Raw genomic sequence first — 20,324 nt, forward strand, 5'->3', positions numbered from 1 at the left:
TGATAGTCCCAGACGTTCTCCAGCAGCATGGTTCGCGTCACCACCTGCCCGGCATGCTTCATCAGATATTCCAGCAGCCGGAACTCGCGCGGCTGCAGCGTCAATTCGTCCTTGCCGCGCGCCACCCGGTGCGACAGCCGGTCGAGTTCGAGGTCGCCGACGCGGTAGGTGGTTTCCTCGGCCGGACCGCCATGGCGGCGCGACAGCACCTCGACCCGCGCCAGCAGCTCGGCGAAGGCATAGGGCTTCGGCAGATAGTCGTCGCCGCCGGCGCGCAGCCCCTTGATCCGGTCGTCGACCTGCCCGAGCGCCGAGAGAATCAGCACCGGCGTGCGATTGCCCTTTTCGCGCAGGCTGCCGATCACCGACAGGCCGTCGCGCTTGGGCAGCATGCGGTCGACCACCAGCACGTCGTAGTCGCCGGATTCGGCCAGCGACAGGCCTTCCTCGCCGTCGCCGGCGAGATCGGCGATGTGGCCGACTTCGCGAAACGCCTTGACCAGATAGTCGGCGGACTCGCGGTCGTCTTCGATGATCAAAAGGCGCATATGGCGATCGGTCGCGGTCAAGGAAATTGAGCTCTCTGTCACCATGGCGCGGCCGGCATCCTCATGCAAGGCGACCCGTCGCCTCGCGGTTAAGCGAAAAAGCGGGCGGTGAAGCTGGGGGACTTCACCGCCCTTTTGACCCTTGCGACGGAGGGGGGCGTATTCCGCCGCAAGGGAACTGGTGGGAGCGGATTTTAAGGCCCGCCCCCCGGAAAGCGCCGTCGGCGGGGGCGACTAATGCCGTCGACACCTTCCATCTGGTAGAGCGATTGATACTCAGCCTTTCGCCAGCGGCACCGCGACGAAGCGCGACGATCCACCGGTCTTGACCCGCATCAAAACGCTGTTCTTGTTGTCGGAGCGCGCGGCGTTGATGGCTTCGCGCACGTCTCCGGCATTGGTGACGCTCTTGCCGGCGACTTCGAGAATCACGTCGCCTTCCTTGAAGCCGCGCTCTGCCGCCGCACTCTTCGGAACCACCTCGGTCACGACGACGCCGTCCTTGCCGGCGCCGGCAACGCTGTTGGCCGGCGCGAGCGTCAGGCCGAGCCTCGGCTCGTCGGTGCCCTTGGTCGCGCTGCCCTTGTCCTTGTCGGTGTCGACCTTGGCTTCCACCGTATTCGGCAACTGGCCGAGCGTGAGGTTGATGACCTTGTCCTGACCCTTCTGCAGCACGTTCAGCTTCACCGCATCGCCGGGCGCCAGGGCGCCGATGGTGCGGGCGAGCTCACGGGCATCCTTGACCGGCTCGCCATTGACCGCCGTGATCACGTCGCCGGACTGGATGCCGGCCTTCGCCGCCGGACCGCTGGCCTGCGGTTCCGCCACCAGCGCGCCTTCGGCCTTTTTGAGGCCAAGGCTGTCGGCGATATCAGCCGTCACCGGCTGGATCTGGACGCCGATCCAGCCGCGGCTGACCGAGCCCTTCGACTGGAGCTGCGCAATCACGCTTCTGACCGTCGATGCCGGGATCGAGAACGCGATGCCGACGCTGCCGCCGGAGGGCGAATAGATCGCGGTGTTGACGCCCATCACCTCGCCGTCGGTGTTGAAGGCCGGGCCACCGGAGTTACCCTTGTTCACGGGCGCGTCGATCTGGATGAAATCGTCATACGGGCCGCTGCCGATGTCGCGGCCGCTGGCCGAAACGATACCGGCCGTCACCGAGCCGCCGAGGCCGAAGGGATTGCCGACCGCCAGCACCCAGTCACCGATCCGCGGCTTGCCGGCGGAAAGCTTGGCGAACGGGAAGTCGGTGCGGCCGTCGACCTTGATCAGCGCGAGGTCGGTGCGCTGATCGGTGCCGATCACCTTGGCGGTGAAGGTCTTGCCGTCGTCCATGGTGACTTCGACCTTGTCGGCGCCGTCGACCACGTGGTTGTTGGTCACGGCGAAACCGTCAGCCGAGATGAAGAAGCCCGAACCCTGACCCGACACCGGGCCACGGCCGCCACGGGGACCGCCGGGGCCGCCGCGCAGGCCCGGGGGCAAGCCGTCGGGTCCGCCGAAGCGCTTGAAGAAGCGCTCCATCGGCGAGCCCGGCTGGAACGGCGAATCCTCGTTGCTGCCGGAGCTGTCGTCCTTGGAGGCGGTCTTCTCGGCGATATTGACCTTGACCGAAATCACCGACGGCTTCACGCGCTCGACGATGTCGGCAAAGCCGATCGGCTTCTCGACCTTGCGGACTTCGGTGCTGACCTGCGCATGCGCGGAACTGGTGAAGACATCGACCGGGCCATGCGACGGGCTGAAGCCGTAAACGGCGACGCCGAGGCCGGCCACGACCGAGGCCATCAGCGCAAATTTGCGGGCGGAAAACAGCTGGCGGCGCGGCGCGCGAAACGACGGAAGCGACGAGAAATCGGTGGGACGTTCGGTCATGTAGGAAATCTCCAGAGCCTGTTTCGACGGTGCGGGGGCGAGCACCTTACGGGTCTGAAGATGGGGATCTCAGCCTTACCGCGCGCTGGCGGGGGAATTAAACTTTTGTAATAAAGCGAAACATCGCTGCGGCGGAATATCGCAGGACAGACAAGGGGTTAGCCGCAGAGCAGATGCCAGTTCCGCGGATTCGCCCACCTTCAGCCGGACCGCGCCGGTCCGACCCTTCAGATCGCCCTGACGCTCATGATGAAGCCGTCGACTTCCCGCTTCAGGGTTTCGGCTTGCTGCGAAAGATCGACCGCCGAATCCCGCGCGTCGCTTGCCATGCGCCCGGTCTCGGACGACGTCGAGGTGATCTGCGCGATATGATTTGAGACGTCCAGCGTGCCGCGGGCAGCGTCCTTGACACTCCTCGAAATCTCCAGCGTCGCGTTTCGCTGTTGCTCCGTATCAACCTCGATGCCGGACATGATCGCGCTGATTTCGGCGATCGTGTTCGAGATGTCTTCCATCGCTTCGCGCGTCTCACCCGTGATGCCCTGAATGCTCGCGACCTGGGTGGAGATTTCGTCGGTCGCCTTGCTGGTCTGGTGGGCGAGATTCTTCACCTCGGAAGCGACCACCGCGAAGCCCTTGCCGGCCTCGCCCGCCCGCGCCGCCTCGATCGTGGCGTTGAGCGCCAGCAGATTGGTCTGGGACGCGATCGCCTGGACCAGTTGCACGACAGCCCCGATCTTTTCGGCGGCCTCCGACAACGCATGAATGGTGTCGCCGCTCTTGCGGGCTTGTGCCGCCGCCCCCTCCGCCCGCTGCGTGGCGTCGGTAACGCGCCGGCTGATGGTGCCGATGGACGTCGTCATCTCCTCCGCCGAACCGGCTACGGTCTGTACGCTGGTGCTGGCCTGGCTCGCGGCGCTGGCAACCGCGCTGGCCTTGGCGCTGGTTTCGTTGGCGGCCTGCGACAGCGTTTCCGCATTGCTCTTCAGCCGGACCGCGGAAGAAGCGACGCTGCTGACGACATTGGCGACGAGGCCGTTGAAGGCCCCGATCTTCTCGTCGAGATAACGGGAACGCTCGCCCTGACGCTGGGCTTGCTGCAACTCGTGCTCCGTCAGACGCTGGCGCTCGATACCCGTCGTCTTGAAGACCTCGAGTGCACCTGCCAGCAGGCCGATTTCGTTGGCACGCCCCAGTCCCGGGATCGGGGTTTCGTATTTCTGGTCTGCGACCTGCCGCATCGCGTGCACGATAGCGGCCAGCGGTCCCATGATGCCGTTTCGAACCGCAAAGTAGGTCGTCAGGCAAACGACGGAGGCAAACACCGCAATGGCAACGCACGCCATCAGGAAGTATGAAAACGCCGCCTGGGCCTGCTGATAGATCTGCAGCGCATGTTCGCGGCTCGGGCCGCTCAGTGCGCCGAACTCGGCGGATAGACTCGTGATTTCATTGTTGAGGTAGAGGACGGCGACAAATCCCGTGCCTCCGCCGACGGCCAGCAACAGCAACAGGGCCGCCACGACGGCCCCGATCAGGAAGCGGATGGTCAAATTGCTGTTGGAGAACATGGGCGTGCCCGGGCAGGAGAGGTATTTGACTTGCCCAGTGAAGTATTCAGACAAAGGTCAAAATTGCATGAAGTTTGACCTTGCGGCCGGCCGAGCCGGCGCGGCGAAACTGCAATTCGTTCGCATGAGTGAGAAAGAATCCGTAACAATACCTAGACCGGTTTCTCCGGCGGCCTGTTGTCCGACATCAGCGCCTCAACCCGAGCTTCCTCGTCCGCCGTCAGCTTGAGCAGCGAGTCGTCTTCCCGGGCGCCTGACCCGGAGCGCCGCCGCATATTGGCCCACAGCGCCAGCCCGCCGCCGGCCAGCGCCAGCGGCGGCAACAGCCACAGCAGCAGCGTGCGGGAGTTGAACCTCGGTTTCAGCAGCACGAATTCGCCGTAGCGCGCCACCAGGAAATCGATCACCTGGGCGTCGCTGTCGCCGGACGCGATCCGCTCCCGCACCAACAGGCGCAGATCGCGCGCCAGCGGCGCGTCGGAATCGTCGATCGACTGGTTCTGGCACACCATGCAGCGCAGCTCGCGCGACAGCTCCCGTGCGCGGGATTCCCTGGCCGGATCGGACATGACCTCGTCGGGCTGCACGGCATGGGCCGGCTGCGATCCCGCGATCATGGCGATGGCCAGCAGGAAAGCGCGGAATTGTTTCAATCGATCACTCCGCCGCCTGCAGGCCGCGCAGGGACTTCGCGGGCTTCGGCGCCCCGACCCGCAGCCTGCGGTCCGACAACGACAGCACGCCGCCGAGCGCCATCAGTATGGGACCCCACCAGATCAGCAGCACCAGCGGCTTGTGATAGATGCGCACCGCGATCGCGCCGTCGGCAGTGGTCTCGCCCAGCGAGACATAGAGCTGGCTGGCGCCGCGCGTCAGCAACGCGGCCTCGGTGGTCGAGGATGATCGCGCGGAAAAATTGCGCTTCGACGGCGTCATGTCGCCGAGTCGCTCGCCGTCGTGACTGACGGCGAAGCGCGCCAGCATTTCGCTGAAATTCGGTCCCTTCCGCTGCGTCACATCGCCGAGCTTCAGTTCATAGCCGGCGATCTTCGCGACGTCGTCGGGCCGCATCGATCCGATATACTCGCTGTTCCACGTGGTTTCGCAGACGATCCCGATCAGGGCGACGCCGACGCCGGCATGGGCGAACGCCGAGCCCCAGGTCGCGCGCGGCAGCCCCCGCGCGCGCCGCGTCGCGGTGGCGAACGGCACCCGGAACAGGCCGGTGCGCTCGGTGAGGTCGGTCAACGCACCCGCGATCACAAAGACGGCGAGCCCGATGGCGAGCGGCGCGAAGGCATTGCCGCCGCGCGTCCACGCCCACAGCATGGCGACCGCGAGCAATGCCGCGATCCCGGCAGCGGTCAGGCGCTGCGCCGCACCCAGCAGATCGCCGCGCTTCCACGCCAGCAGCGGCCCGAACGGCACCGCGATCATCAAGGGCAGGAACAGCGGCCCGAAGGTCAGGTTGAAGAACGGCGCGCCGACCGAAATCTTGTCGCCGGTCAGGACTTCCAGCGCCAGCGGATACAGCGTTCCGATGAACACGGTTGCGCACGCCGCGGTGAGGAACAGGTTGTTGAGCACCAGCGCGCCTTCACGCGAGATCGGCGCGAACAGCCCGCCCTGCTTCAGCGCCGACGCCCGCCAGGCATAGAGCGACAGGCTGCCGCCGATGAAGATGCACAGGATCAGCAGGATGAACACACCCCGCGTCGGATCGGTCGCGAACGCATGCACCGACGTCAGCACGCCGGAGCGCACCAGGAAGGTGCCGAGCAGCGACAGCGAGAAGGTCAGGATCGACAGCAGGATGGTCCAGACCTTCAGCGCGTTGCGCTTCTCCATCACGACAGCGGAATGCAAGAGCGCGGTGCCGGCCAGCCACGGCATCAATGAGGCGTTCTCGACCGGATCCCAGAACCACCAGCCGCCCCAGCCGAGCTCGTAATAGGCCCAGTACGAGCCCATCGCGATGCCGAGCGTGAGGAAGATCCACGCCACCAGCGTCCACGGCCGCACCCAGCGCGCCCAGGCCGCGTCGATGCGGCCTTCGAGCAGTGCTGCGACCGCGAATGCAAACGAGATCGAGAAGCCGACATAGCCGAGATAGAGCATCGGCGGATGCACCGCGAGGCCGATGTCCTGCAGCACCGGGTTGAGATCGCGGCCCTCGATCGGCGGGCTGGCGATACGCAGGAACGGGTTCGAGGTGATCAGGATGAACAGATAGAACGCGCTGGCGATCCAGCCCTGCACCGCCAGCACATAGGCGCGCAGCGACAGCGGCAGGTTGTTGCCGAAGGCGGCGACCAGGCCGCCGAACAGCGCCAGGATCGACACCCACAGCAGCATGGAGCCTTCATGATTGCCCCATACGCCGGTGATCTTGTAGAGCAGCGGCTTGGTCGAATGCGAGTTCTCGTACACGTTGACGACGGAGAAATCGGACGTGATGTACAACGCGGCCAGTGCCGCGAACGACGCCGCGACGAACAACAGCTGCGCCAGCGCGGTGGCGCGCGCGACATTCATCAGCGCAGGATCGCGCCAGCGCGCGCCGAGGATCGGCACGGTGGACTGGATCAGCGCCAGCGCCAGCGCCAGCACCAGGGCGTAATGTCCTGATTCCGCGATCACTGGGAAACCCCTTGTTTCGCAGGCGATGGGCCCTGCGCGGCGGCAGCGGGTGTGGCGCTGTAATCCGGCTTCTTCGCGCCGTAATCGTCTTTCCAGTGTCCCTGCTTCTTCAGCGCGTCCGCGACTTCCTTGGGCATGTAGGTCTCGTCATGCTTGGCCAGCACGGTGTCGGCCTTGAACACGCCTGCCGCATCGAGGGCGCCTTCGGCGACCACACCCTGCCCTTCGCGGAACAGATCGGGCAGAATCCCCTTGAAGGCGACCGGCAGCGTGTTGCTGCCGTCGGCAACCTGGAATGTGACCGCAAGATTGTCGCCGCGGACCAGCGATCCCGGCTGCACCAGGCCGCCGAGCCGGAAACGCTTGCCGGCGGCAACCGGCTTTTCGGCCAGCATCGTCGGCGTCGAGAAGAACACGATCGAATCGCGCATCGCGTTCAGCACGAGGGCCGCCGCGATGGCGAGCACCGCGAGCGAGCCGCCGATCATTGTCAAACGCCGCTGCTTGCGCGTCATGCCTTACCTCTGGTTCCTCGCATGATGTTAACCCCGCGCATCATCATGCTCATCCGTCGAGCCCGAGATTCTTCAGACCCTCATTCAGTTGCCGCAGCCGCGCCGCGTCATTGGCGACCGCCTGACGGGCGTCGCCGAGCGCGGATCTCGCCTTGTCGCGATCGCCCATCACCATATAGGCCCGCACCAGCCGCAGCCATCCTTCGACATCGTCGCCATTTTGTTTCAGTCGGGTGGCGAGTCGCTCGACCATGCCACGGATCATGTCGCCGCGGTCGGCCTCGCTCATGTCCTTTGCCGCGGCCATCGCCTCATTGGACAGCACCGGAGCCGGTGCTCCGGGCGGCGGGACCGGCGCTCCGCCGACCCGCGCCAGGGCGGCCTGCACCAGCGGACGCCACGGCGCATCCGGTGGCGCCTTGGCCAGCATGGCGCGCCAGATCGAGGCGGCCTCGCTGCCGCGCCCGTCCTGCTCGGCGGCCAGCCCGAGGAAGTAGCTCGCCTTGACCTCGTCGGCGTTCAGAGCGACGGCGCGTTCGAATTCGGCCTTCGCCTCCGCGGTGACCACGCCGCCCGCCGCGGCGGCCAGCGCTTCGCCGAGGTCGGACCGGCGCTCGGAACTGTCGCCATTGTAGGTGATCGAATTGCGATAGGCGCGGGCCGCTTCCTCGAAGCGGCCGAGCCGCGCCAGAACCGGCGCCAGCACGTTCCAGCCCCGGCCATCGGTCGGATTCTTCTCCAGATGCGCCTCGACCTGCGCCACCATATTTTCAAACGGCTGGGCGGCATCGGGCGCGCGGGCGCGCTGGGCCAGCGGAAAATCGCCGAGCCGGGGCGATCCCAGCGGGAGGTAGATTGCCAGCGCCATGATCGGAAGCCCAACCAGGGCCAGGATGGCCGCGGATCGGCGCAGTTTGGCGCTCGACGCGACCGGCGGACCGTCCTGACTGTCCCTTGCGGCGAGCAGCCGGCGGCTGATCTCGACGCGCGCGGCTTCAGCTTCGGAGGAACCGATCAGTCCGCTGGCGAGGTCGCGGTCGATCTCGCCGAGCTGGTCCTTGTAGACGGCGGCCTCGCTGCCTTCACTTTGCGGCCGCACGCCCCGGCTTAACGGCCAGAGCACGGCGAAGATCGCCGCGACCGTCATCAGCGCGAACACAAACCACAGCGTCATCAGCCAAGTTCCGGTGAAACGGCACCACAGTCAAGGCACCGATGCGCCGCTTTACACCACGGGCGGCGACCCCGGCAATTGACAATTATCAATTGGCCGGCGTTGCGGGAAAACCCCGGAAACCCGCGGAAAACCCCAGAAAAACGGCTGTCAGCTCACGTAAAACTCGACGCTTAGCGCGACCGAGGCGCCGTGCCCGTTCAGCGCCTTCAGATAATAGTCCCCCGGCTTGACCGTGGCCGGCAGCCTGATCCTGAGCGAGCCGGCGGGGACCGGTGATGCGATCGTCGTGACCGGATCGGGCAATTGCTGATCGCTGGCCTTGTCGACCAGGACCACCTTGGCGCCGATCATCAGGTTTCGATACGTTGCGGTGACGATGCGATTTTCGAGTCCAACGTAATTAATGACTGAGTTCATATTTCAAAATTCAATGACTTGATGAGCGGGGCACAGCAAAGGTGTAGGTCCCGCGCCGGATTCAGTCAATCAAAATTACAACCTATAATTTCACCATCCGTTTAACTAGCGCGCGACGGCTTGCGTTCGACGGTCTGCGCGTTTTCAGCCGCCCTGCTCATCAGCGATGCATAGTCCTGGCCGAACAATACCTCGCAGAAGCGGATCGCCGCCTTGACCTGCATCTGCCGGAAGCCGCGCGTCTTGGCGTCGCCGCCGCGCAGCGATTGCACCAGCGACTCCGTGGACTTCTCGACGTATTGCTGCAGATCGGAATAGGTCCGCAGCGTGACCTCGTTGATCGCGAGTTCGCTGGCATAGGTGCGACACACCGCGACGAAATCGATCAAGGCCGCGGTTTCATCGACATCAGCGGAGTCGATCTTGGCGCCGGCGGGAATATCCTTGTCGGCGCGTTGACGCAGCAGGCGCCGGACCCGGCCCGGCACGCTGTCGATTTCCGATTGCAAGGCGTTGGAAATATCGGCCCGGATCGACGTCAGCTGCCTGCCCCAGGTGGAATCGTTGCGCAGATCGAGCTCGGTCCGCAAGCCGCGCACACCGTCGTGGAGGGTCTTGAGTTGATCCGCAACGGTGTCGAAATGGCCGCGCTTGATATCGGTGCGCAGACTGGCCGCGAGGAAGGACAGATCGTGCAGCGCGATGGTGACGGCAACGCCGTAAGGCGTCGCGGCAACGCGGATCTCATCGTCGGAGGCAGCCATCTTGATGGCCAGGCGGATGATCTGCCACGGCGCCGGCAGCCGCGGCATCACCAGCGATAGCGCGAACGGCAGCAATTGCGGGGTTTGCAGCGACGGAACGTTGAGGGCCGACCCTATCGAGGCGACCTGCGAATCATTGAATATCCGCAGCAAACTGGGGAGCCGGCCACTGAGAGTATCCAGCGCTTCGCGGTTCTGCAGGACCGAGCCGATCGGCAGCATGTCCTCGATCACATTGGGTGAACCGACCCGGGCCAGCGCGCGGTGGTGGTCGCCGTTGGGCACCGGCGTGGCAATCTTGACGATCGCAGCCGCCGCCGCATGTTGGAACTTGCGGACCGCGACCTCGAGATCGGACGCCGCTCCGGCTTCCCGCACGCGGGCCAGCGCCGCTTCGAATTCCCGCGCGGAATCGGGCGCGCCGTCGCGGGTCAACCAATTCCACACCGGCAACAGCGAGGCGCGGCGGACTTGACCCGGCCGTACCGGAGAATTCCCTTCGACCAGAAATGGCTCGAGCGGACGGAACAGCAGGCGGGCCGGATCGTCGATCCGCGGCCGCGCCTCCTCGTCGGTTCCGCGCACCACCTTGCGCAGTTGTTCGAGCACGAAGGTGGCAACCGTGGTGTCTTCACCCCGTTCGATGGCGCGTTCGAACTCCCGCATCAGCAGCGCCTGCGCCTGTGGCGGAAGCTGCGCGAGATAGTCCCTCAGCCGCTCGATCGATGTCTGGCTCATGCGCCCGGTATGGATGCGTGTTTCGCTCGGACGGCACTAAGCGTCCACCGGTCATCATAAGAGCCCCGACGTTAAGAAGCCGTTTAGGAAGATGAATTGGTGGGTATTCCGGGACCCCCAAACTCTTGCCAAAGCGGCATTTTGGCTTCCTCGGACGAGGCTTTATACCCCCGGCAGCAACAGTTCCGCCCGCAATCCCCCGATCGGCGCATTGCCGAGGGTAAGGCTGCCGCCGTACAGGGCCGCGAGGTCGACCACGATCGACAGCCCCAGCCCCGAACCCGGCTTGGATTCGTCGAGCCGCTGGCCCCGGCGCGAGGCCTGCGCCCGCTCCGGCGCCGACAGGCCCCGCCCGTCGTCGTCGACGATGATGCGAAGCATCGGCCCGGCGCCCGGCTCCGCCGCCGGTTCCACCAGCACTTCGATGAAGACCCGCGTCGCCGCCCATTTGCAGGCGTTGTCGACGAGATTGCCGGCCATCTCCTCGAGGTCCTGGCGCTCGCCGCGAAACTTCGCGCTCGCGTCGGCCTTGACGCCGATGGCGAGGCCGCGATCCCGGTGGATCTTCTCCATGGTCCGGCGCAATGCCTCGATCGCGGGCGCCACCTCGGTGACGGTGCCGATCACGGTGAGCCGCGCGGCGATGCGGGCGCGCTCCAGATGGTGCGCGACCTGGTCGCGCATGATGTCGGCCTGCTCCAGCACCTTGGCCGCGAACGGATCCCCGCCCCGTGCGGAAGCTTCGTTGACGATGACCGACAGCGGCGTCTTGATGGCATGCGCGAGATTGCCGACATGGGTGCGGGCGCGCTCGACGATTTCCCGGTTGGCGTCGATCAGCGCGTTGGTCTCCCGCGCCAGCGGCGCGATCTCGACCGGGAACTCGCCCTCGAGCCGCTCGGCGCGGCCGGAGCGGATATCGGCGATCGATTCCGAAATGCGCTTCAGCGGCGCGAGCCCGAAACGGACCTGGAAGATGGTGGTCAGCACCAGCACGATCGACAACGCCGCGAAGGTGCCGCCGAGATAGTAATCGAAGCTGCGGGTTTCGTCGAAAATCTCCGAGGCATCGCCGGCCACGCTGGCCAGGAACTTGCCGTCGATGCCGAGGTCGACCGGCCGTTCCACCATCCGCAACAGCTGGCCCTCGGGGCCATCGACATAGCCGAGGCGGACGCCGGCCGCGGTCAGGTCAGCGCCCTGCTCTTCGAGCTTCGGCAGCTTCTTGTCCCACAGCGAGCGCGACGCGCGCAGCTCGGGCTTGCCGCCGTCGGCGCGCGTGATCTGCCAATACCAGCCGGACAGAGGCAGTTCGAACAGCGGCTCGCCGAGCGACTGGAACTGATCGGGCGTGTTATCCGGCGTCGCCACTTCCGCGATGATGGTGCGCAGATAGAGATTGAGACGGCGGTCGAACGCGCGCTCGGTCGCGTTGCGGTAGACCGACGACAGCACGATGCCGGTGAGGAGCAGGATCACCACCACCCAGGCGGTCGCCGACAGGAACAGCCGGGTGGCGAGCGAGTTGCCGCGCATCAGATCGTCATCCCGAAACGCATATTCAGGGACCACGATCCGATCGATGGATGCCGGTTTTCGAACAGGATCATGCCCGAACCAGAGCGCAAGCCGGCCGGCCGATCAACACCTTTGATCAGCCGCCCGGCGAGGGCGGCGTCAGGAGATAGCCGAGCCCCCGCACCGTCTGGATGATATCGACGTCCAGCTTCTTGCGGATGCGGCCGACGAACACTTCGATGGTATTGGAGTCGCGGTCGAAATCCTGATCGTAGAGATGCTCGACCAGTTCGGTGCGCGATACCACGCGCCCGGTATGGTGCATCAGATAGGCCAGCAGGCGGTATTCATGCGAGGTCATCTTGACCGGGTTGCCGGATACGCTGACCCGGCCGGTCCGGGTGTCCAGCGACACCGGTCCGCAGACGAGCTCGGACTGGGCGTGGCCGGTGGAACGGCGCAGCAACGCGCGAATCCGGGCCAGCACTTCCTCGAGATGAAACGGTTTTGCCACGTAGTCGTCGGCGCCGGCATCAAAACCCTGCACCTTGTCGCTCCAGCGGTCGCGCGCGGTGAGGATCAGGACCGGCATGATACGGCCGTTGCGGCGCCACGCCTCCAGCACCGAGATGCCGTCCATTTTCGGCAGCCCGATGTCGAGCACGACGGCGTCATAGGGTTCGCTGTCACCGAGGAAGTGCCCCTCCTCGCCGTCGAAAGCGCGGTCGACCACATAGCCGGCATCGCTCAACGCCGTCGTCAGCTGACGGTTGAGATCCGGATCGTCTTCAACGACGAGCAGGCGCAAGCTGGCATTCCCTCAATATGTCCCGGCACAATCGCCGCCATCCAGATGAGGCGTCGCGGCGTGAATGCCGGATGAACAGCCATCGATTCGCATCATTACTTTTTTGTCACAACCGCGTCGACAGCCGGACCGGGCCGGCACCGGCGCCGGCCTCTTGCACAGCCCCCAGCGCCGATCTAACCGCCTAACTTGCCGAGTCGAAAGCCCAAACAGGCCGCCGGCAGCTTCGGCTTGCAGTCATCCGGATCCGGTCCGCGGCCGGAGGCAGCGCTCCCGGGAGCAAATTTCCCGACATCACGCCATCGCAGCATGCGTCAAGATAATTCACCAAAGCGAGCGCTATTGACCAGCGACTCGGCCACGTTCGGAGTCAGGCTGGCGGCATCACCAAGAGGCCCTTTGGCGATTGCTGGTGACTGAGAGTATTGCGCTCCCGCCTCCTCGGATGAACTCACGTCAGGGACAGGCAACAGCGGCAAGGCGTTCGCTCGCGAGCTTGCCGATGCCGCGCACGCCAGGCCGCAGACGGTATCTTCCGATGAACCTATCACGATTTCAGCGGCTGGACGCTGCTGTTCGCCCTGCTCACTCTCGCGGTCATCTGCGATGGCTTCGGCATCTGGATGGGGTGGCTTTCGACGCACTGAATTCGGCGACGCGCGACCCTCTGTGGTGTCCATTGGCTGCCGCATCGCTGTCCGAGGCCCACGTTGGGCGTTTCCTCCCCGACTGCCCGGTGGCCCCACGGCTGCCGGGCCACTTTTGCGCCAGGCACCGGAGGTCTCGCAATAACAGGCGTACCGTCAGTCAGCACTGAGCTGCGCTCAGGTGCGGAAGAACACGAACCAGATCACGCCGAGGATCAGCACCGCGAGTCCGGTCGAGACCGTGAGCAGGGCAAGCACCGACGGCCCCGGCTCGGCCCCGCGGGCTTCCCTCGCGGTTTCCACGATCTGGTCGTGATCTCTCGTTGCCATGGCTGCCCTCCTGGGTCGCGAAAAAACTGCAAGTCGTTATTGCAAGTCGTTGCGGCGTGACGTCGCGAAAGCAACGCCTGATGCCGGACGATGTTCCGGGTTTCAGGACCTGCGGTGCCAGAACGCCGCACCACGTGTCAGGCGCGGACCGCCGCGCGCCAGCCATGCAACCATCCCGCTCCGCCACGGTTAACGCCGTTAGGAGATTCCCCGCCCCATCCGCTTTGAAACCGGGTTCCCCGGTGGTATTCTCATCGGTCATTTGTTGCGTTTTGGAGTATCCCATGGCCCCCCGCGCCAACTGGAAAGGCTTCCTGCGCCTTTCGCTCGTGACCTGCCCGGTCGCGCTGTATCCGGCGACGTCGGATACCGAGAAGGTCTCCTTCAACCAGATCAACCGCAAGACCGGCCACCGCATCAAATATGCCAAGGTCGATGCCGACACCGGCGAGGAAGTCGCCGCCGAAGACATCATGAAGGGCTTCAAGGTCGACACCGACACCTATGTCGAGGTGTCGAAGGACGAACTCGAGGACATCGCGCTGGAGTCGACCCGAACCATCGAGATCGACGAGTTCGTTCCGAAGACGGACATCGACAACCGCTATCTGATCCGACCCTATTATCTCGTGCCCGACGGCAAGGTCGGCCATGACGCCTTCGCTGTGATCCGCGAGACCATCCGCAGCATGAACAAGGTTGCGATCGGCCGCGTGGTGCTGACCAACCGCGAACACATCATCGCGCTGGAGCCGCTCGACAAGGGCCTGATGGGCACCCTGCTGCGCTATCCCTATGAGGTGCGCAGCGAGAAGGAATATTTCGAAGACATCCAGAATGTGAAGATCACCAAGGACATGCTGGATCTGGCCAGGCATATCGTCGAACAGAAATCGGGCTCGTTCGAACCCGACCAGTTCGAGGACCGCTACGAATCCGCGCTGATCGAGCTGATCAATCAAAAACGCAACGGCTTGCCGATCGCGAAGGCCGCGCCGAAATCGGGCGGCAACGTCATCAACCTGATGGACGCGCTGAAGCGCAGCCTCGCCAGCGAAAAGCAGTCCGCCCCTGCCGCCGCCAAAGCCACGGCCAAGGGCAAGGCCAAGAAGCCGCGCAAGGCCGCCGCCGGCCAGCGCGAGATGCTGCTGCCGATCTCAGGCAGCGGCAAGCGCGCGGCCAGGCAGGAGCCGAAGCAGGATCTGAAGCAGGATCTGAAGAAAGCCGAGAAGCCGGCGCGCGCGCCGGTCCGGTCCAAGAAGGCGGGCTAGATGCGTTCGCCGCGGCGCGTGATCATTCGAGATCGCGGCGAGATGGCAACATTGCAGCAGCCGCTCGCCTGAGATGCCGTGGTCGACTCCGTTCGATGAGCCGATACGCTTGCGCGGCGGCGCCAGGCTGACCACGCTGCAGCACGCCGCCGACCATGTCATGAAGTTGCCGAACGACGTTCAGCAGCAGGAGCGCTGGCAGATTGCGGTGGAGAACCTGATCAATGCCGCCGAGATCGGCGGCGGCTGGCTGATGTTCGCGCGGATCGGGATGTTGCGGGCCCTGAACGGGGACAGCGAAGGCACGTGACGCCGGGCTCAATTCCGCTGCGGCATCTCCGCGGCTACTTCAGCGATGAATTCACCGTGGTGAAGGTGCCGCTGAGGCTGGTGCCGATGCCGTTGACGGCGGCGATGATCACGAAGGCGATCCCGGTCGCGATCAGGCAATATTCGATGGCGGTCGCGCCGGACTGGTCACTCAAGAATTTTGAAAAATGCCGTCGCATCCAGAAACTCCTGTCGACGCGCCGCGGGTTGCTCCCGCGCCAATATGCGGCTGAACCTAGGTTGGATTGGTTGACGGTCGATTGACGAAGACGCTGAACGAACCGTTAAGGCCGAACGCGACATTTGCCGGATGCCCCTGGCGGTATTCATACGGGAGCAAAAATTTACGTTTGATTTCGGGCCTGCCTCACATGGTCCCGCCGTGGAGTGAGCAGAATGCCAACCCAGCAGCCAGACGTCAGAAAGAACTATATCGGCATCGTGCACGACCGGGTCGCGGAGCAACGCGCGGTCGAGTCGCTGGCGACGTCCAGTCACGTCGTCAGGGAGTATTTCCTCGCGCTGGTGGCAACCGTGCTGAAACGGCGACGTGGGACGAGAAGCTGATTCTGCTTCTCGCCCCACCTCGCCTCACTTCACAAGACTGAACCCAGGACGCTCGCGATCAGAAATTACGCTGGGCGCGAACCTGCAGCAGGAACGTATCCTGGTCCTTGAACTCGTAGAGCGCGTTCGGCTTCGGCGCAGAGGCGGTGAAGACCGAGCTGCCCGACATCTTCTGATCGAGATGGAACCACATGACTTCCGCCGAGAACGTCAGGTTCTTGACGGGGGTCCAGCGGGTGACCGCGCCGAGCTGAGAGACGTTGAAGTCCGGATTGCAGGTGTAGTTTCCGGTCTGGTTTCCGACCGCTGCCTGGCCACCATGGCTTGCAGCGAAGGCGGCGCAATAGGCCCCCTTGGCAGAGCTGGTTCCGATCCCGTTGATGTTGTCGTTGGCGCCACCATCATAGCGGACGGCGGAGTAGCTTCCGAACAGGCTGGTCGACCAGTACGAATCCCAGTTGTGGTTGAACGAGACCGCCGGTCCCGGCAGCGCCGGGAAGATAGACGGCGTCGGTGGTCGCACCGAAGCCGACGCTCTGGTAGCCGAAGCTGCTGTCGCTGAACATCGCGAAGCTCGGCGAGGTGCCGGAGGTCGCGATCACTTGCTTGGTGCTGCCCTTGGCGTAGCTGACGTCGATCTTGATGTCGTCACCCTTGCCGGTCGGGATGTTCTTGATCTGCAACGCCGCCATCACCGAACCGCCCCACTTGCTGTCGGGGTGACCGCTGATTTCGGAAAGATTGTTCGGCGCAGCGCTGGCCGACAGATTGTTGTAGGAAGCGTTCACGAGATGAGCCCTGCCCGAGAGCTGGAACAGGCCCCACGCCTGATCGATGCGGATTCGGCCGACGATGTCGGGGGCAACCGCGCCGCCATAGGCACTCGATCCCGTTCCGTTGGCGCCGATCGCGCTGGGGATGCCCAGATTGTAAACGGCCGTGCGGTTCCACACCGTCGGATCATCGAGGCCAACGGTGCCGGACACGCCGTTGCCGAACTGCGCCTCGTACTGGATGTTGTTGACGCCGGTATCGGTCACATGACCGCCGAGCAGGTTCGAATCGATGTTGCCCGGAGTTCCCTGCCACGGGGTCGCGTAGGCGGAGGCCGATTTGCCGAAGGTGAAGCCGGCGAACTGGATGAAAAGAAACTCGACCGCGACGTAGCCGCCGCCCGCTGTGGAAAGCAGGGAGCTGCTGAGGCCCGAAGTCTGGGAACCAACCGAACCCGCCGGATTGCTGCTTCCGAAGTTGTTGAACTGGAAGTCACCCTGGCCGAAGGTGCGGACGACCCCGTATTCGGTGGCGGTGCGGGTATCGATCGCCAGCGCCATGCGCGAGCGGGAAACGAATTGATCGCGAAAACGGTTCTGCTGGCCGAGATCGCCGCTCCAGGCCGGGGCGCCGTGCGCGCCACCGTTGAAGGTGGTGTCGACACGCAGATAGCCCCCGAGCTTGATGCAGGTATCGGTGCCGGGGATGTAGAAGAAGCCGGCGCCGTAAAGCGAGCAGATCCGGACATACTCGACCGCCTTGGCCTTGACCGGAAGATCGGCGGCCTGGGCTGCGCCCATGGCGAGAAAGCTCGCCGCCGAGCCGAGGATGAGTTTTCGGTACATAGTCATTCTTGTTTTCTCCGGTGTGACCTGCGGGCCTGCATTGCATGATGTCGATGCATGCGAGCGAGTAGCGCAGAGTTCATCAGGGAGAATGACAGTGGGGTGGCGCGGCCCGGTTTTGGGGACGCCTGTGTTCTTTGTGCAACGCACTGACGCGCGAGCCGTCAGTCACGAAAAAATGCGCCAACAAAACTGTTGGCGCATTCATTTCATGTCATCAAAGATACTTGTCCGTCGCGATTTCGATCGAACGTGGTGTCGATCAGAAATTGCGCTGGGCGCGCAGCTGCAGCAGAACCGTATTCTGGTCCTTGAACTCGTACAGCGCAGTCGGCTTCGGAGCGGTCGCGGTAAACACCGAACTGCCCGACATCTTCTGATCGAGGTGGAACAGCTGCACTTCGGCCGAGAAGGTCAGGTTCTTGACCGGGACCCAGCGAGTCGTGACGCCGAGTTGCGCGACGTTGAAGTCGGGATTGCAGCTGTAGTTGCCGGCCTGGTTTCCGACGGCTGCCTGACCCGGATGGCTCGCAGCGAAGGCGGCGCAATAGGCGCCCTTGGCCGTGGTGGTGCCGAGCCCGTTGATGTTGTCGTTGGCGCCGCCGTCGTATCGCACACTGGAGTAGCTGCCAAACAGGCTGCTCGACCAGTTGGGATTCCAGTTGTGATTGAAGGCACCGCGGACGCCCCAGGCCGTGGTCAGCTGGATGCCGCCGGTACCCGCCGCGCCGGGGAAATAGACGCCGTCCGTGGTCGCGCCGAAGCCAACGCTCTGGTAGCCGAAGCCGCTGTTGCCGAACATCGCGAAACTCGGCGAGGCGCCGGAGGTTGCGATCACGTTCTTGGTGTGGCCCTTGGCATAGGAGACATCGAACTTGATGTCGTCGCCTGCACCAGTCGGGATGTTCTTGATCTGCACGGCCGCCATCACTGAACCGCCCCACTTGCCGTCGGGGTGACCGCTGATCTCGGAGAGGTTGTTCGGCGCCGCGCCGGCCGCCAGCGTGTTGTAGGAGCCACTGACCTCATGCGCCGCGGCCGAGAGCTGCAACACGCCCCAGGCCTGGTCGACGCGGATGTTGCCGACGATGTCGGGCACGCGCGCGCCCGCATAGGCACTCGATCCGGTGCCGTTGGCGCCGATCGCGCCGGGGATGCTCAGATTGTAGACCGCGGTGCGGTTCCAGACCGTCGGATCATCGAGACCGATGCTGGCGGACACGCCGTTGCCGAATTGCGCGGTGTACTGGATGTTGTTGACGCCGGTATCGGTGTTGTTGCCGCCCATCAGGTTCGCATTGATGTTGCCCGGGAAACCATTCCACGGCGTCGAGTAGGCCGACGAAGACTTTCCGAAGGTAAAGCCGGCGAACTGGATGAAGAGATACTCTACCGCGACGTAGCCGCCGCCGGCGGTGGAAAGCAAGGCGCTGCTGAGGCCCGTCGTTTGGGTGCCGACCGAACCCGCCGGGTTGGTGTTGCCGAAATTCTGGAACTGGAAATCGCCCTGGCCGAAGGTGCGGACCACGCCGTATTCGGTCGCGGTGCGGGTATCGACCGTCAGCGCCATGCGCGAGCGGCCAACGAAGTAATCGCGGAAGCGGTTCTGCTGGCCGAGGTCGCCGTTCCAGGCCGGCGCACCGTGCGCCCCGCCGTTGAAGGTGACGTCGGCACGCAGATAGCCCCCGAGCTTGATGCAGGTATCGGTGCCTGGGATGTAGAAGAAACCGGCGCCGTAGAGCGAGCAGATCCTGACATACTCGACCGCCTTGGCCTTGACCGGAAGGTCGGCCGCCTGCGCGCCGCTGACGAGCATCAGCGCCGCCGCCGAGCCGAGGATGAGGTTCTTGGTCGCCATGGAAGTCCCCTGATTCGCATTCATGCAGATGCATGTGTCAGGGGTAACTAACCCAAAAACCCTTACCGGCGATAACAAGGCCGTGAGCAGCCGGCATTTGGCCAGTTGCTGTGTTCTTTGCGCCACGTCCGGCAAAATACGGGTTTGATCTTCGCAAGGCGGGTCAGACAGCAAGAATATTCTGTACTGGCGAGCTACGCTCGATCACAAACATGATTTGGGTCAATCGTTTTCACTCAACCGGACCTATGTGGTTCAGATGTGTCCTCCGGCCGGCCATGGCAAATGAACTCCGTCGATAACTCCCGTCCGCCCCTGAAGATTCGAAGCGTCAATCTGGACACAGGACGCGAGAACGTCGTCGTCATTTCGCGGCAGTCGAAGGCGCTGCGCCCGGAGATTTTCCGTGGATTCAGCCGGGTCGAACTGCGCCGGAACTCGCGGGTATTGCTGGCCACCCTGCTGATCACCGACGACGATGCCCTGGTCGGCCCCGATGAAATCGGCCTTTCCGAACCGGCGTTCCGGCGTTTCGCCGAACCTGTCGGCAGCCTGGTGGCGGTCACCCCCGCTGCGCCGCCTGAAAGCCTCGAAGCCGTGCGGGCGAAGATCCGGGGCCGGACCCTGAGCGCTGCGGAAATAACCGCCGTCATCAACGATCTGACTCACTACCGCTACTCCGACATGGAGATTGCCGCGTTCCTGATCTCATCCGCCAGCTTCATGACGAGCGATGAACTGATCGCCCTCACCGGTGCGATGGCGCAGGCCGGAACGCAGCTGAAATGGCCCAATCCGATCGTGGTCGACAAGCATTGCATCGGCGGAATTCCCGGCAACCGGACTTCCATGATCGTGGTGCCGATCGTGGCGGCGCACGGCCTCACCATTCCCAAGACGTCGTCGCGCGCCATTACCTCCCCGGCGGGCACCGCGGACACGATGGAAGTACTGGCGCGGGTCAATGTCGGCGTCGATGAGATGAAGGCCATCGTTGAGGCATGCAATGGCTGTCTGATCTGGGGGGGCCATGTCAACCTGTCGCCGGCCGACGATATCCTGATTTCGGTGGAGCGGCCGCTCAGCCTCGATACCCGCGAGCAGATGGTCGCCTCGATCATGTCG

At 64.4% G+C, this 20,324-nt stretch carries 20 protein-coding genes and 1 pseudogene; 4 read left to right on the forward strand and 17 right to left on the reverse strand.

The window, feature by feature from the left end; translation table 11 throughout:
* The 13 genes from Q7T45_RS28890 to Q7T45_RS28950 all read right to left on the reverse strand — a co-directional run.
* A partial coding sequence (locus tag Q7T45_RS28890) for a response regulator transcription factor (RefSeq protein WP_304875590.1) occupies positions 1 to 548 on the reverse strand: 548 nt, incomplete at its 3' end.
* Positions 549 to 824: 276 nt separating this feature from the next.
* Positions 825 to 2,429: a Do family serine endopeptidase gene (locus Q7T45_RS28895; protein WP_304875592.1), complete on the reverse strand. Its 1,605-nt coding sequence runs from the start codon at positions 2,427 to 2,429 to the stop codon at positions 825 to 827.
* A gap of 227 nt (positions 2,430 to 2,656) precedes the next feature.
* On the reverse strand, positions 2,657 to 4,000 hold the full coding sequence (locus Q7T45_RS28900; RefSeq protein ID WP_304875594.1) for a methyl-accepting chemotaxis protein: 1,344 nt from the start codon (positions 3,998 to 4,000) through the stop codon (positions 2,657 to 2,659).
* A 152-nt stretch (positions 4,001 to 4,152) separates the two neighbouring features.
* Positions 4,153 to 4,653, reverse strand: a complete 501-nt coding sequence (locus Q7T45_RS28905; protein ID WP_304875595.1) for a cytochrome c-type biogenesis protein — start codon at positions 4,651 to 4,653, stop codon at positions 4,153 to 4,155.
* Between the two features lie 4 nt (positions 4,654 to 4,657).
* The gene (locus Q7T45_RS28910) at positions 4,658 to 6,640 is read right to left on the reverse strand and encodes a heme lyase CcmF/NrfE family subunit (RefSeq protein WP_304875597.1); all 1,983 of its coding nucleotides are present in this window, start codon (positions 6,638 to 6,640) and stop codon (positions 4,658 to 4,660) included.
* Complete coding sequence (gene ccmE / locus Q7T45_RS28915) at positions 6,637 to 7,155, reverse strand: cytochrome c maturation protein CcmE (RefSeq protein WP_304875599.1); 519 nt, start codon at positions 7,153 to 7,155, stop codon at positions 6,637 to 6,639. Before ccmE ends, Q7T45_RS28910 begins: the two co-directional genes overlap by 4 nt.
* A gap of 49 nt (positions 7,156 to 7,204) precedes the next feature.
* Positions 7,205 to 8,329 carry a c-type cytochrome biogenesis protein CcmI gene (ccmI, locus tag Q7T45_RS28920; protein ID WP_304875600.1) on the reverse strand — a complete coding sequence of 375 codons (1,125 nt, stop codon included), beginning with the start codon at positions 8,327 to 8,329 and terminating at the stop codon, positions 7,205 to 7,207.
* 150 nt (positions 8,330 to 8,479) lie between these two features.
* A complete protein-coding gene (locus Q7T45_RS28925; RefSeq protein ID WP_304875601.1) occupies positions 8,480 to 8,749 on the reverse strand; it encodes a hypothetical protein in 270 nt (89 codons plus the stop codon).
* A gap of 101 nt (positions 8,750 to 8,850) precedes the next feature.
* Complete coding sequence (locus Q7T45_RS28930; protein ID WP_304875603.1) at positions 8,851 to 10,251, reverse strand: hypothetical protein; 1,401 nt, start codon at positions 10,249 to 10,251, stop codon at positions 8,851 to 8,853.
* A gap of 162 nt (positions 10,252 to 10,413) precedes the next feature.
* Positions 10,414 to 11,787, reverse strand: a complete 1,374-nt coding sequence (locus tag Q7T45_RS28935) for a sensor histidine kinase (RefSeq protein WP_304875605.1) — start codon at positions 11,785 to 11,787, stop codon at positions 10,414 to 10,416.
* Positions 11,788 to 11,905: 118 nt separating this feature from the next.
* Positions 11,906 to 12,577: a response regulator transcription factor gene (locus tag Q7T45_RS28940; RefSeq protein WP_304875607.1), complete on the reverse strand. Its 672-nt coding sequence runs from the start codon at positions 12,575 to 12,577 to the stop codon at positions 11,906 to 11,908.
* Between the two features lie 314 nt (positions 12,578 to 12,891).
* Entirely contained in the window at positions 12,892 to 13,257 is a 366-nt protein-coding gene (locus tag Q7T45_RS28945; protein ID WP_304875609.1) for a hypothetical protein, read from the reverse strand.
* A 144-nt stretch (positions 13,258 to 13,401) separates the two neighbouring features.
* Entirely contained in the window at positions 13,402 to 13,554 is a 153-nt protein-coding gene (locus Q7T45_RS28950) for a hypothetical protein (RefSeq protein WP_304875610.1), read from the reverse strand.
* A gap of 284 nt (positions 13,555 to 13,838) precedes the next feature.
* On the opposite strand from Q7T45_RS28950, the gene Q7T45_RS28955 reads away from it, so the two are divergent.
* On the forward strand, positions 13,839 to 14,825 hold the full coding sequence (locus Q7T45_RS28955; protein ID WP_304875612.1) for a Ku protein: 987 nt from the start codon (positions 13,839 to 13,841) through the stop codon (positions 14,823 to 14,825).
* A gap of 73 nt (positions 14,826 to 14,898) precedes the next feature.
* A complete protein-coding gene (locus tag Q7T45_RS28960) occupies positions 14,899 to 15,135 on the forward strand; it encodes a hypothetical protein (RefSeq protein WP_304875613.1) in 237 nt (78 codons plus the stop codon).
* A 34-nt stretch (positions 15,136 to 15,169) separates the two neighbouring features.
* Here Q7T45_RS28960 and Q7T45_RS28965 read toward each other — a convergent pair whose 3' ends face one another.
* Positions 15,170 to 15,334: a Flp family type IVb pilin gene (locus Q7T45_RS28965; RefSeq protein WP_304875615.1), complete on the reverse strand. Its 165-nt coding sequence runs from the start codon at positions 15,332 to 15,334 to the stop codon at positions 15,170 to 15,172.
* Between the two features lie 217 nt (positions 15,335 to 15,551).
* Between Q7T45_RS28965 and Q7T45_RS28970 the strand changes: the two genes are divergently transcribed.
* Complete coding sequence (locus tag Q7T45_RS28970) at positions 15,552 to 15,722, forward strand: hypothetical protein (RefSeq protein WP_304875616.1); 171 nt, start codon at positions 15,552 to 15,554, stop codon at positions 15,720 to 15,722.
* 58 nt (positions 15,723 to 15,780) lie between these two features.
* Here the strand turns inward: Q7T45_RS28970 and Q7T45_RS29100 are convergent, their stop codons facing one another.
* The 3 genes from Q7T45_RS29100 to Q7T45_RS28980 form a co-directional block, all read right to left on the reverse strand.
* Positions 15,781 to 16,224 carry a porin gene (locus Q7T45_RS29100; RefSeq protein WP_370691385.1) on the reverse strand — a complete coding sequence of 148 codons (444 nt, stop codon included), beginning with the start codon at positions 16,222 to 16,224 and terminating at the stop codon, positions 15,781 to 15,783.
* A complete protein-coding gene (locus Q7T45_RS28975; RefSeq protein WP_370691384.1) occupies positions 16,124 to 17,347 on the reverse strand; it encodes a porin in 1,224 nt (407 codons plus the stop codon). Before Q7T45_RS28975 ends, Q7T45_RS29100 begins: the two co-directional genes overlap by 101 nt.
* 256 nt (positions 17,348 to 17,603) lie before the next feature.
* Complete coding sequence (locus Q7T45_RS28980) at positions 17,604 to 19,199, reverse strand: porin (protein ID WP_304875617.1); 1,596 nt, start codon at positions 19,197 to 19,199, stop codon at positions 17,604 to 17,606.
* 285 nt (positions 19,200 to 19,484) lie between these two features.
* Here Q7T45_RS28980 and Q7T45_RS28985 point away from each other — a divergent pair.
* Positions 19,485 to 20,324: pseudogene (locus Q7T45_RS28985) on the forward strand (thymidine phosphorylase); the annotation flags it as partial.

It is taken from the genome of Bradyrhizobium sp. (genome assembly GCF_030646015.1).
Classification (GTDB): domain Bacteria; phylum Pseudomonadota; class Alphaproteobacteria; order Rhizobiales; family Xanthobacteraceae; genus Bradyrhizobium.

What these genes read in the sequence shown, in the direction of transcription:
- Q7T45_RS28960 (WP_304875613.1), top strand. Translation starts at nt 14,899, where the DNA reads ATGCCGTGGTCGACTCCGTTCGATGAGCCGATACGCTTGCGCGGCGGC.
- ccmI (WP_304875600.1), bottom strand. Translation starts at nt 8,329, where the DNA reads ATGACGCTGTGGTTTGTGTTCGCGCTGATGACGGTCGCGGCGATCTTC.
- Q7T45_RS28980 (WP_304875617.1), bottom strand. Translation starts at nt 19,199, where the DNA reads ATGGCGACCAAGAACCTCATCCTCGGCTCGGCGGCGGCGCTGATGCTC.
- Q7T45_RS28970 (WP_304875616.1), top strand. Translation starts at nt 15,552, where the DNA reads ATGCCAACCCAGCAGCCAGACGTCAGAAAGAACTATATCGGCATCGTG.
- Q7T45_RS28965 (WP_304875615.1), bottom strand. Translation starts at nt 15,334, where the DNA reads ATGCGACGGCATTTTTCAAAATTCTTGAGTGACCAGTCCGGCGCGACC.
- Q7T45_RS28950 (WP_304875610.1), bottom strand. Translation starts at nt 13,554, where the DNA reads ATGGCAACGAGAGATCACGACCAGATCGTGGAAACCGCGAGGGAAGCC.
- Q7T45_RS28955 (WP_304875612.1), top strand. Translation starts at nt 13,839, where the DNA reads ATGGCCCCCCGCGCCAACTGGAAAGGCTTCCTGCGCCTTTCGCTCGTG.
- Q7T45_RS28895 (WP_304875592.1), bottom strand. Translation starts at nt 2,429, where the DNA reads ATGACCGAACGTCCCACCGATTTCTCGTCGCTTCCGTCGTTTCGCGCG.
- Q7T45_RS28975 (WP_370691384.1), bottom strand. Translation starts at nt 17,347, where the DNA reads ATGACTATGTACCGAAAACTCATCCTCGGCTCGGCGGCGAGCTTTCTC.
- Q7T45_RS28900 (WP_304875594.1), bottom strand. Translation starts at nt 4,000, where the DNA reads ATGTTCTCCAACAGCAATTTGACCATCCGCTTCCTGATCGGGGCCGTC.
- Q7T45_RS28945 (WP_304875609.1), bottom strand. Translation starts at nt 13,257, where the DNA reads ATGGACACCACAGAGGGTCGCGCGTCGCCGAATTCAGTGCGTCGAAAG.
- ccmE (WP_304875599.1), bottom strand. Translation starts at nt 7,155, where the DNA reads ATGACGCGCAAGCAGCGGCGTTTGACAATGATCGGCGGCTCGCTCGCG.
- Q7T45_RS28925 (WP_304875601.1), bottom strand. Translation starts at nt 8,749, where the DNA reads ATGAACTCAGTCATTAATTACGTTGGACTCGAAAATCGCATCGTCACC.
- Q7T45_RS28930 (WP_304875603.1), bottom strand. Translation starts at nt 10,251, where the DNA reads ATGAGCCAGACATCGATCGAGCGGCTGAGGGACTATCTCGCGCAGCTT.
- Q7T45_RS28935 (WP_304875605.1), bottom strand. Translation starts at nt 11,787, where the DNA reads ATGCGCGGCAACTCGCTCGCCACCCGGCTGTTCCTGTCGGCGACCGCC.